10 protein-coding genes, 1 other RNA gene and 1 pseudogene are annotated in these 10,669 nt (G+C 64.4%); 5 read left to right on the forward strand and 7 right to left on the reverse strand.

Translation table 11 applies throughout. The features are described 5' to 3' along the window. Positions 1–49: 49 nt before the first annotated feature. On the reverse strand, positions 50–1,528 hold the full coding sequence (locus tag ACFC25_RS15695) for a glyceraldehyde-3-phosphate dehydrogenase (RefSeq protein ID WP_337349013.1): 1,479 nt from the start codon (positions 1,526–1,528) through the stop codon (positions 50–52). Between the two features lie 256 nt (positions 1,529–1,784). Then, an RNA gene (gene rnpB / locus ACFC25_RS15700) (RNase P RNA component class A) lies at positions 1,785–2,176 on the reverse strand. 56 nt (positions 2,177–2,232) lie between these two features. Between rnpB and ACFC25_RS15705 the strand changes: the two genes are divergently transcribed. Beyond that, complete coding sequence (locus tag ACFC25_RS15705) at positions 2,233–2,994, forward strand: peroxide stress protein YaaA (RefSeq protein WP_337349012.1); 762 nt, start codon at positions 2,233–2,235, stop codon at positions 2,992–2,994. Here ACFC25_RS15705 and ACFC25_RS15710 read toward each other — a convergent pair. Further along, positions 2,991–3,746, reverse strand: a complete 756-nt coding sequence (locus ACFC25_RS15710; protein WP_337349011.1) for a C4-type zinc ribbon domain-containing protein — start codon at positions 3,744–3,746, stop codon at positions 2,991–2,993. The genes ACFC25_RS15705 and ACFC25_RS15710 overlap by 4 nt on opposite strands. 121 nt (positions 3,747–3,867) lie before the next feature. Next, positions 3,868–4,791 carry a Nif3-like dinuclear metal center hexameric protein gene (locus ACFC25_RS15715; protein ID WP_376046707.1) on the reverse strand — a complete coding sequence of 308 codons (924 nt, stop codon included), beginning with the start codon at positions 4,789–4,791 and terminating at the stop codon, positions 3,868–3,870. A gap of 100 nt (positions 4,792–4,891) precedes the next feature. Between ACFC25_RS15715 and msrA the strand changes: the two genes are divergently transcribed. From msrA to epsC, 3 genes are all read left to right on the forward strand, one after another. Continuing rightward, the gene (gene msrA / locus ACFC25_RS15720; protein WP_337352404.1) at positions 4,892–5,416 is read left to right on the forward strand and encodes a peptide-methionine (S)-S-oxide reductase MsrA; all 525 of its coding nucleotides are present in this window, start codon (positions 4,892–4,894) and stop codon (positions 5,414–5,416) included. Positions 5,417–5,481: 65 nt separating this feature from the next. Further along, positions 5,482–6,417 (forward strand): cysteine synthase A, encoded by a 936-nt coding sequence (gene cysK, locus ACFC25_RS15725; RefSeq protein ID WP_337349008.1) that lies wholly within the window; start codon positions 5,482–5,484, stop codon positions 6,415–6,417. 39 nt (positions 6,418–6,456) lie between these two features. Further along, on the forward strand, positions 6,457–7,041 hold the full coding sequence (epsC, locus tag ACFC25_RS15730; protein ID WP_337349007.1) for a serine O-acetyltransferase EpsC: 585 nt from the start codon (positions 6,457–6,459) through the stop codon (positions 7,039–7,041). Positions 7,042–7,044: 3 nt separating this feature from the next. On the opposite strand, the gene ACFC25_RS15735 is transcribed toward epsC, so the two are convergent. Both ACFC25_RS15735 and gndA read right to left on the reverse strand, forming a co-directional pair. Continuing rightward, positions 7,045–7,881 carry an oxidoreductase gene (locus ACFC25_RS15735; RefSeq protein WP_376046711.1) on the reverse strand — a complete coding sequence of 279 codons (837 nt, stop codon included), beginning with the start codon at positions 7,879–7,881 and terminating at the stop codon, positions 7,045–7,047. A 125-nt stretch (positions 7,882–8,006) separates the two neighbouring features. Then, complete coding sequence (gene gndA, locus ACFC25_RS15740; protein ID WP_376046713.1) at positions 8,007–9,443, reverse strand: NADP-dependent phosphogluconate dehydrogenase; 1,437 nt, start codon at positions 9,441–9,443, stop codon at positions 8,007–8,009. A gap of 244 nt (positions 9,444–9,687) precedes the next feature. Here gndA and ACFC25_RS15745 point away from each other — a divergent pair, with 244 nt between their 5' ends. Continuing rightward, a complete protein-coding gene (locus tag ACFC25_RS15745) occupies positions 9,688–10,416 on the forward strand; it encodes a FadR/GntR family transcriptional regulator (protein WP_376046716.1) in 729 nt (242 codons plus the stop codon). 13 nt (positions 10,417–10,429) lie between these two features. On the opposite strand, the pseudogene ACFC25_RS15750 reads toward ACFC25_RS15745, so the two are convergent. Then, a pseudogene (locus ACFC25_RS15750) lies at positions 10,430–10,669 on the reverse strand (L-idonate 5-dehydrogenase); the annotation flags it as partial.

A 10,669-nucleotide genomic window follows, 5' to 3' on the forward strand; every position in this document is an offset into this window, starting at 1 on the left:
CCCGGCTGATTCCAGAGAACCAGCCGGGAAATTGCCTCAGAGGAGGGAATCAGACGGCGATGGCCGCCAGTGCCGCGGCAGGTTCCTTGGCGGGAAACGACGGCGGGTTGACCCCTGCCATCTCTTCCATGACTCGGACCACCTGGCAGGAGTAGCCGAATTCGTTGTCGTACCAGACGTAGAGGATGACGTTCTTGTCGTTGGAGATCGTGGCCAGGCCGTCCACGATGCCCGCACGGCGGGAACCGACGAAGTCGGTGGACACAACCTCGGGGGAATCGATGTAGTCGATCTGCTTGCGCAGGTCCGAATGCAGGGACATCTGGCGCAGGTAGTTGTTCACCTCGTCCTTGGTGGTGCCGTTTTCAAGGCTCAGGTTCAGGATGGCGAGGGAGACATCGGGGGTGGGGACGCGGATGGAGCTGCCGGAAAGCTTGCCCTGAAGTTCGGGCAGCGCCTTCGCCACAGCAGTGGCCGCACCGGTTTCGGTGATGACCATGTTCAGCGCGGCGGAGCGGCCGCGGCGGTCGCCCTTGTGGAAGTTGTCGATCAGGTTCTGGTCGTTAGTGAAGGAGTGGACGGTTTCCACGTGGCCGTGGATCACGCCGAACTTGTCGTTGATGGCCTTCAGGACCGGGGTGATGGCGTTGGTGGTGCAGGACGCCGCGGAGACGATTTGGTCAGTATCCTCGATGCTGCCGTGGTTAATGCCGTGCACGATGTTCTTGAGCGCGCCCTTGCCCGGCGCGGTGAGGAGAACACGCGAAGCACCCTTGCTCTGAAGGTGCTGTGACAGGCCTTCGGCGTCGCGCCAGCGTCCCGTGTTGTCCACCACCAAGGCGTCGTGGATGCCGTAGGACGTGTAATCGATCGTCGCGGGGTTGTCCGAGTAGATGACCTGGACCTGGACACCGTTCGCGGTGATGGTGTTGGCTTCCTCGTCCACGCGGATGGTGCCTTCAAAGGAACCATGGACCGAATCGCGGCGCAGCAGGCTGGCGCGCTTGGAGAGATCCTTGTCCGATCCACGGCGCACCACTATGGCGCGCAGGCGAAGACCGTGGCCGCCACCAGCCTTTTCGATCAGGAGGCGGGCCAGGAGCCGGCCAATCCGGCCGAAGCCATAGAGCACAACGTCAGTGCTGGTGCGGTCGTCGGCGCCGCGTTTGCCCACTACCTCGGCCAGTTCGGCGCGGAGGAACTCTTCCAGTGTGGCGCCGTCGCCCTCGGCCTTGAACTTCTGGTTCAGGCGGGCAATGTCGATCGCGGCCGCGCCCAGTTCCAGGCCGGCGAGGGTGTTCAGCAGCGGGGCTGTTTCTTCCAGAAGCAGCTCATCCTTGCTCATACGGCGGGCGAACCGGTGCGCCTTCAGGATGTTCATGGTGGACTTGTTAATCAGGCTGCGGCCGTGGATGGAAGTCACCACGTTGTTTTCACGGTACAGCCGGCCGATCACCGGAATCATGGCCTCGGCGAGGGCCTCCCGGCCCATCCACGTATCAAGACAAGAATCTGACGTCTGGCTCACAGAACTACCTTCCTTGGGTCAACCACATACGTCCTCGTACGCGGAGGGCGGCCGCCGGAGGTGTTCCGGGGCGCAAGCGTCGGCGGGGATTCGGTCCACCCCGGACACCTTGGAGAAGCGCGAAGAAAAACCACCGGCTGCGAACGCAGACCCGGTGGCAGAACTTCTACGTTCGCTCTCTATTCTAGGCGGGAGGGGCGCCCTGGACTGCCCCGTCCGGCGTGAAGTCACTCACATGACTTGAGCTGACGTTGTGTGGATGGGTTGACCGATACGCCGGGTTCTGTGCTCCCGTGCCGTTACCAGCGCGGGAGTAGCGGCCATCCATCTACGGACGCCGTTGCCGACGCCCTCCAGCGGCCTACCCGGACACTCGGGCGGGCAGCCCTCAAACGTGTCCTGTCTGGCCTTGCTCCGGGTGGGGTTTACCTAGCCTTCCCGGTCACCCGGGAAGCTGGTGGTCTCTTACACCACCGTTTCACCCTTACCTGTTTCGTGCCGCTTTCAAACCGGCGCGACACAGGCGGTCTGTTCTCTGTGGCACTGGCCTGCGGGTTACCCCGAGTGGGCGTTACCCACCACCCTGCCCTGTGGAGCCCGGACGTTCCTCGAGCCACTTGCGTGACGCGCGGCCGCCTGGTCAACCCATCCGGCACCCAGTCTACCGGGCAAGGGGGCGCCCAAGTCGCCGGTAAGATCGTACGGTGCTGATTCTGCTTCCCCCCTCCGAAGGCAAGACTCCCGCAGCCCGGGGAACCGCCGTCGACTGGCCTTCCCTCAGCTTCCCGGCACTGAACACCTACCGGGCCAAAGTCCTGGATGCCCTGGGAACGGTGAGTGCACACGAGGACGCCCTCGCGCTGCTGGGCGTCGGGGCATCGCTGCGGGACGACGTCGAACGGAACACCCGGCTGCACGCCGAACCGGCGGCGCCTGCCCACCAGATCTACTCGGGGGTTTTGTACGACGCCCTGGGCTACAAAACGCTGACGCCCGCGCAGCGCCGGAAGGCCGACGAGGCGGTGCTGGTGGTATCCGCGCTGTGGGGTGCCATCCGCTTTGCCGACCGGGTGCCCGCCTACCGGCTGTCGATGGGGACTGCACTGCCCGACGTCGGCCGCCTCGCCTCGTTCTGGAAGCCGCAACTGTCGGAGGCCCTCACGGAGGCCGCGGCAGGCCAGCTGCTGGTGGACTGCCGTTCAAGCACGTACGCCGCGGCGTGGGCACCCCCGCCGGCGCAGACCGTCGCCGTCAACGTTTTCACTGAAGTGGATGGCGTGCGCAAGGTGGTGAGCCACTTTGCGAAGCACACGCGCGGGGAACTGGCCCGGCACTTGCTGGTCCGCCGCGGCAACGCCCCGCAGACCCCGGCACAGCTCCTGAAGGCGGCGCGCGAAAAGTGGGACGCGGAGCTGGTTGACGGTGCAGCCCGTAAGCCGCACGCGTTGAACATCATCCTGGGTTAGTTGGTCGGGCTGGCCGTGTTCCACTCGGCGGAGCGCACCAGGATGGCACCGGAGTCCGGGCAAAAGACGATGTCGTCCTCGGCGGCGGCTTTGATTTCGGCGAGGTCGCCGGGGCTGAGCTTCATTCCGGAAGCCTCGGACGTTCCATGGAACAACCGTGCGGCGCCCACTCCTCGCTTGGCCAGCGTTTTTTCGTAAACGGCCAACATCCCGGCGTCCAGTCCTGCGGCGAACTCAGCGCGTTGGCGTTTGACCTCCGCTGCCTCGGCATCCACTTCAGCCAGGGCTTTGTCCAGCTCCGCGCGGATGCCGCCGAATGAGCCCTGGATGTTGTCCACGATCAGCTGCTGGGCCGCCTGCCTGGCGCGGAGCGAATCCAGTCGCTCCATGACTTCGAGCTCTATGTCCTCGAGGTCTGAGCGGCGCCTGTTCAGCGACGCGATGTCCTTCTGCAGGGCCACGAGGTCCTTGGAAAGCCCCGTTCCGCTGTTGAGCCGGGCCTCGTCGCGTTCAATGCGGGTGGTGACCTGTTCGACGTCGGACTCTGCCCGCTTCAGCTCAGCCTCGGCGTCGTGCACGGCCATCTTGGCGGCACCCAGCTCACCGTTGGCGACCGACAGCGCCGACTGGAGATCCGTAATCCGGGGGTCGGTGTCCAGGGCACGGCGCCGGTTGGCGAGCGACTTCAGCTTGGCGTCCAGTCCCTGCAATTCGAGCAACTTCAACTGTTCCGCCGGTGCTGCCTTAGCCACTGTTACCTCCGCTTGATCCCACCGGCCGGAGCCGGGCACCGAACCGGCGCTCTATAGACTCTAGCGCGTGGCCTGCTCCCCTGCCTCGCTTCGCTCGCCCGGGCCCCTTCGCACTCCAGGCTTAGCCCGGAGTCAGTATGAAGTCCCATGGATCACTGTTGGTGGTGCTCACCTGGATCTCCACATCGTGGCCCTGGTCGGCGAGCACGTTACCCAGCGCAGACGCTGCGGCCGGCAACCACAGCCACTCACTGGCGAAGTGCGAGACGTCAATAAGGTAGGGCCGGCCATTCACGGCGTCTTCGCGGGCCTCGGATGCCGGATGGTGCCTAAGGTCAGCGGTGACGAAGACGTCCGCATTGCTGGCGCGCACCTCGTTGAACAGCGAATCGCCGGCCCCGCCGCACACCGCGATGCGGCGCACCAGGCCATCCTTGTCACCTGAGACCCGCACTCCCCCGGCCACGGACGGAAGGATTCCAAAAACCCGTGCGGCGAAGTCTCCGAGGCTCATTACCTCCGCCAGGTGACCCACGCGCCCGATGCCCTCCTCGGGAAGGCCGTTGCTGGCGAGGGTCAGGGGCAATACGTCCTCCAGTCCCAGTGCGTCTGCCAGGACATCAGAAACGCCGCCGACGGCGGAATCACCGTTGGTATGGACGGTCAGCAGTGCGGTTCCAGACTCGATCAGCCGGTGGATTGCCTTGCCTTTGGCCGTGGTGGCGGCCACCGAGGTGACGCCTTTCAAAAGCAGCGGATGGTGGGTGATGAGCAGCTCGGCTCCCCATTCCACGGCTTCCTCGATGACTTCCAGCGTGGGATCGACGGCGAACATCACCCGCGTGACCGGCGAGGACGGCCGTCCGGCCACCAGGCCCACTTCGTCCCAGCTCTCTGCCAGGGATTCGGGCCACAGTTCCTCTACCGCCAGCAACACCTGCCCCAACGTGGGCGGGACTGTCTGCTCTGCCGCGGGGGCTTCCTCCCGGGAGGTCCCGTCGTCGTGCGGTTCCGCATCTGCAACGCCGGTGTCTACAGGTTCCATAGTCTCAGTTTTACCCCATTCGGCGCCCTCCCCTGCATGTGGCAGAGTCCTTATAGGGTTGTCAGGGAATCATCCGGGGTTCCCAACCATTGAAGAGGTCATGAAAACTTTTGTTCTTGGCGGGGGCTGCTTCTGGTGCCTCGACGCTGTCTATCAAAAAACCAAGGGCGTCAGTTCAGTGGTTTCCGGCTACACCGGCGGCCACGATCCGAATCCCGACTACTACTCCGTCTGCAACGGGACTACAGGGCATGCCGAGGTGGTGGCGGTGACGTTTGACGAGGACGTGATCCCTGCCGAGGTCATCCTGGACATGTTCTTCGCACTGCACGATCCCACCACGCTCAACCGGCAGGGATATGACGTGGGCACGCAGTACCGCTCGTCCATGTTCTATGAGACCACCGAGGAAAAAATACTGTTCGAGGAAGCGATCGAACGGAACCAGGCGCTGTGGTCCCACCCCATCGTCACCGAGGTCAGCCGCCTGCCCCGGTTCCACGTGGCAGAGGACTTCCACCAGGACTACTACGCCAAGCACCCGGAACAGGGGTACTGCCAGGTGATCATCAATCCCAAGCTGGCCAAGGCCAGGAAATATTACTCTGCATGGCTTAATGCTTAGCAACGGTTGCGCCGCCATCGTTAGGCTGACCTCAGTATTCACTCTTGAGAGATAGGCATACCTACATGGCACGGATCTATGACGACGTAACGCAGCTGGTCGGCGGCACTCCGCTGGTCCGCCTGAACCGGCTGAGCGAAGGCCTCGGTGCCACTGTCGCCGTCAAGCTTGAGTTCTACAACCCGGCCAACAGCGTCAAGGACCGTATCGGCGTGGCCATCGTAGACGCCGCCGAGAAGTCCGGCGCCCTCAAGCCCGGCGGAACCATCGTGGAAGGCACCTCCGGAAACACCGGCATTGCCCTGGCCATGGTGGGCGCTGCCCGCGGTTACAAGGTCATCCTGACCATGCCGGAAACCATGTCAACGGAACGCCGCGTTATGCTTCGGGCGTTCGGTGCCGAGATCGTCCTGACACCCGGCTCCGAGGGCATGCGCGGCGCAGTGGAGAAGGCCCAGGAAATCGTGGCCAACACGGAGAACTCCATTTGGGCACAGCAGTTCGCCAACGAGGCCAACCCCGAGATCCACCGCACCACCACGGCTGAGGAAATCTGGTCCGACACTGACGGCAAGGTTGACATCTTCGTAGCCGGCATCGGCACCGGTGGCACCATTACGGGCGTCGGCCAGGTCCTGAAGGAACGCAACCCCGATGTGCAGATCGTGGCCATCGAGCCGAAGGACTCCGCCATCCTGAACGGCGGCGCCCCCGGCCCGCACAAGATCCAGGGCATCGGCGCCAACTTCGTGCCGGAAATCCTCGACACCAACGTCTATGACGAAGTCCTGGACGCAACTCTGGAGGACTCCGTGCGGGTGGCCCGTGACCTCGGCATCAAGGAGGGCATCCTGGGCGGCATCTCCTCCGGCGCCATCGTCTGGGGCGCCCTGGAACTGGCTAAGCGTCCCGAGAACGCCGGCAAGCTGATCGTCGCCGTTGTCTGCGACTTCGGCGAGCGTTACATCTCCACCGTGCTCTATGACGACATCCGCGGCTGATCAGTCCGCTCTCCGCCCGTTTCCTGTAGAAAGAACTTTGTGGGCTTTTTCGCAAGACTAAAGGAAGACCTCGACGCCGCCCGGTCCCACGACCCGGCGGCTCGAGGTTCTTTTGAGAACTTTTTCGCCTATTCAGGGCTGCATGCCATCTGGATCCACCGGCTGACGCACCGCCTGTGGCAAAACCCCGGGCTGCGCTTTCCGGCCCGGCTCGTTTCCCAGCTGGGCCGTTTCCTGACCGGGATCGAAATCCACCCCGGCGCCACCATTGGACGGCGCTTCTTCATTGACCACGGCATGGGGGTGGTCATCGGCGAGACCGCCGAAATCGGTGAGGACGTGATGATCTACCACGGTGTGACGCTCGGCGGCCGCTCCCTGGCCAAGGTCAAGCGTCACCCCACCATCGAAGACAGGGTGACCATCGGGGCCGGAGCCAAGATCCTGGGACCCATCACCATCGGCCGGGACAGCGCCGTCGGTGCCAACGCAGTTGTGGTGAGGGACGCGCCGCCCGAATCAATCGTTACCGGCGTCCCGGCCAAGTGGCGCCACCGGGACGCCCAGCGTGAGACCACGCCTGCGGTGGATCCGGCCGAGTACGACATCGAATACCTCATCTGACGGTTACCGGGCCGCCACCCGCTTGAGCACGAGCATGACCACGGGGTCGAACAGCCGGTCCGGCAGGATCCGCCGCAGCGTCAGGATGGCCCGGGCGCCGCGCCCCACGGGGTAGCGGGTCCGCGGCCGTGCGGAATGGGCCGCGTGCAGCACCGCGTCAGCAATGACCTCCGGGGCCGTGGACGTCGCGGGCCGGTTAGTGGAATCCAGCGCGCCGGCCATCTGCCGGGCCTGTGCGGCGTAGGGCCCTGTTCCACTGGTGGCCAGCAGCCCCTGGGCCGCGATCCCGCCCCATTCGGAGACGGTACTCGCAGGCTCAATGATGGACACGCTAATGCCATGCGGCTTCAGCTCGAGCCGCAGTGCGTCGCTCATGCCCTCCACGGCGAACTTCGTGGCGTGGTACCAGGCGCCGAGCGGCTCATAGAATTTGCCACCGATGGATGAGATATTGATGATCCGTCCCTGGCCCGCCTTCCGCATCGCCGGCAAAACAAGTTGGGTCATCCTCGCCAGCCCGAAGACGTTGACGTCGAACTGGCGGCGCCCTTCGGCGAGTTCGACGTCTTCCAGGGCGCCGAATGAGCCGTACCCGGCATTGTTCACCAGGACGTCGATCCGTCCACGTTCCTCCAGGACACGGCCGACGGCGGCACTCATCGATTCCTCGTCTGTCACGTCGAGCGGCAGGACATGGACTCCGAGGGCTGTCAATGGTTCCATCCGGTCCACGCGGCGGGCTCCGGCATAGACCGTGAAGCCGTGGCCGGCCAGTTTCCTGGCCGCTTCGAAGCCGATCCCCGTGGAAGCTCCGGTAACGAATGCTACTGGCTGGGCCATGCTGGACTCCCTCGCTCGGCGGATACCGCAGTTGCCCCCGAAAACAGCAACGGCCGACAGCTCCCAGAGTAGCGGGAACTGCCGGCCGGAGGTGCCATGGCGTGACGCAATGGCGCCTGCCGAAACTAGTGCGTGTCTACTGCTTCAATCTCGGACTTGTCTTCGCCCCACAGGGTGTGGAATGTGCCCTCGGCGTCGACACGGCCATAGGTGTGGGCTCCGAAGAGGTCCCGCTGGCCCTGGATCAGGGCGGCAGCGACGCGCTTGCGGCGCAGGCCGTCGTAGTACGCGAGCGAGGAGGAGAACACCGGCACGGGAATGCCCAGCTGGACGGCGGTGGCGACCACGCGGCGCCAAGCCGGCAGTGCCTCTGCGATGGCTTTGGTGAAAGCCGGCGCGAACAGCAGGTTGGCGGGCTTTTCGTCAGCGGCGTAGGCCTTGGTGATGTCCTTGAGCAGTTCAGCACGGATAATGCAGCCAGCGCGCCACAGGGAGGCAATTTCGTCCAGCTTCAGGTCCCAGCCGTACTCCTTGGCGGCGGAGGTCAGCATGTCCAGGCCCTGGGCATAGGAGACCAGCTTGGAAGCGTACAGCGCCTGGCGGACGTCCTCGACGAAGGTGTCGGGGATTTCCACGGAGGCTTCCTCGCCGGCCAGCAGTTCCTGCCCGAGCCTGCGCTGTTCAGCCTGGGAGGACAGGGCGCGGGCGAACACGGACTCGGCGATTCCGGAGACCGGGGAGCCGAGTTCCAGGGCGGAGATGACGGTCCAGCGACCGGTACCCTTCTGGCCTGCGGCATCGACGACAACGTCAACGAAGGGCTTGCCGGTCTTGGCGTCGACATGGCCCAGGACCTCGGCGGAGATTTCGATCAGGAAGGAGGAGAGGTCGCCCTTGTTCCACTCGGTGAAGATCTTGGACTGTTCGGCCGGCTCGATGCCTGCGCCGGAGCGAAGGAGGTCAAATGCCTCGCCGATGACCTGCATGTCGGCGTATTCGATACCGTTGTGGACCATCTTGACGAAGTGGCCGGCGCCATCAGTGCCAACCCAGGCGCAGCAAGGCTCGCCGTCGACCTTCGCGGAAATCTTCTCCAGCAGCGGGCCAAGGGCCTTGTAGGACTCCTTGGAACCACCCGGCATGATGGACGGTCCGTTCAGGGCGCCTTCTTCGCCGCCGGAAACGCCAACGCCCACAAAGTGCAGGTCCTTCTTGGCCAGGGCGGCTTCGCGGCGGCGGGTGTCCTCGTAATGGGAGTTGCCGGCGTCGATGATGATGTCGCCGGCTTCCAGCAGCGGCTCCAGCTGCTCGATGACAGAGTCAACCGGCTTGCCTGCCTTGACCATGATGAGGACGCGGCGCGGCTTCTCCAGGGAGTCGACCAGTTCCTGCAGCGTCTCGGTCCGGACAAAATCGCCGTCCGTGCCGTGCTTCTCCAGCAGTGCGTCAGTCTTTTCTACCGACCTGTTGTGCAGGGCAACCGTGAAGCCGTTCCGGGCAAGGTTACGCGCCAGGTTGGCTCCCATCACCGCAAGGCCGGTGACACCGATGTGTGCTGACATCAAAAACTCCAATTCATTTCTGTGCAATGGATGTGCAGGTGGCCCCGCGTTTGGCAGCGGAGCATGCAGTTACGAACCAAGGGATCCGAATAAAGCATATATATTCGGGCGGCATTCAGGAAAGTGGCGCCCACTTTGTGGAATGCCGGGTATCACAGCCAGTGTAGGACGCCTGCTCCCGCGAGGCTCCCCGGCTGTCCTGGCTGGCAGATCGATGAGCAGGAATCGCACTAGGCTTATGTTCATGTCGACCAGCCTGCACCACCGTGCCATTGAGAACCTCGGCACCCGGATTGTCGCCGGCGAACTTCCTGCCGGCCACATCATGCTGGCGGAGCAGTTGGAGGACGAACTGAAGGTCTCCCGTTCGGTCATCCGCGAAGCAGTGCGCGTGCTGCAGTCCCTGGGGCTTGTCGAGACGACCAAACGCGTCGGAATAAAGGTCCTGCCGTCGAACCGCTGGAACCCCTTCGACGCGCAGGTGATCCGCTGGCGGCTCTCCGGCGAGGGCAGGGGAGCCCAGCTGCGCTCCCTTGCCGAGCTTCGCTCCGCCGTCGAACCGGCAGCGGCGGAACTGGCCGCCCAGAACGCGCCGGCACACCTCCGCCGGGAACTGGTGGACATTGCCCACGACCTGCGCGATGCCGGCCACTCGGGCGACGTACCGCGGTTCCTGGAACTGGACATCGCCTTCCATTCGGTCCTGCTCTCCGGGTCCGGCAACGAAATGTTCGCCAACCTGATGGGCCAGGTGGCCGAGACGTTGACGGGCCGGACAGTGCACGGCCTCATGCCGGACCATCCGCATGAGGGCGCGCTGCAGTGGCACGTTGACTTGGCCGAGGCCGTAGCCGCCGGGGATGCCCCTGCGGCCAGGGCGGCCTCGGAAAGGATCATGCGCCGCACGATGTTGCGCATGTCGGACACCTGGACGGACCAGCCCAGGGTTTTCATCCCCGTCCGCCGGGACTGAGCACGAACACTTTCTAGGCCCCGCCGAAGCTGAGGAGTACTTTCCCTGATTCGGCGGATTTGCGGGCGACGTCGAAGGCTTCGAGGGCCTGGTCCACCGGGTAGTCGTGGGTGATGACGGGGTTGATGTGCAGGGTGCCGTCGGCGAGGGCGGTGATGACGTCGTCGATCTCGTCATTGAACCGGAAGGAGCCTTTGAGGTCCAGTTCCCGGGTGATGGCCAGGGAGATCAGGACAGGCTGGGGTCCGGTGGG

This window comes from Pseudarthrobacter sp. NPDC055928 (assembly GCF_042270935.1).
Classification (GTDB): Bacteria; Actinomycetota; Actinomycetes; order Actinomycetales; family Micrococcaceae; genus Arthrobacter.

Excerpts from the sequence above, each read along its gene's own strand:
- gndA (WP_376046713.1), bottom strand. The coding sequence starts at position 9,443 with ATGTCAGCACACATCGGTGTCACCGGCCTTGCGGTGATGGGAGCCAAC.
- ACFC25_RS15715 (WP_376046707.1), bottom strand. The coding sequence starts at position 4,791 with ATGGAACCTGTAGACACCGGCGTTGCAGATGCGGAACCGCACGACGAC.
- cysK (WP_337349008.1), top strand. The coding sequence starts at position 5,482 with ATGGCACGGATCTATGACGACGTAACGCAGCTGGTCGGCGGCACTCCG.
- ACFC25_RS15735 (WP_376046711.1), bottom strand. The coding sequence starts at position 7,881 with ATGGCCCAGCCAGTAGCATTCGTTACCGGAGCTTCCACGGGGATCGGC.
- ACFC25_RS15745 (WP_376046716.1), top strand. The coding sequence starts at position 9,688 with ATGTCGACCAGCCTGCACCACCGTGCCATTGAGAACCTCGGCACCCGG.
- msrA (WP_337352404.1), top strand. The coding sequence starts at position 4,892 with ATGAAAACTTTTGTTCTTGGCGGGGGCTGCTTCTGGTGCCTCGACGCT.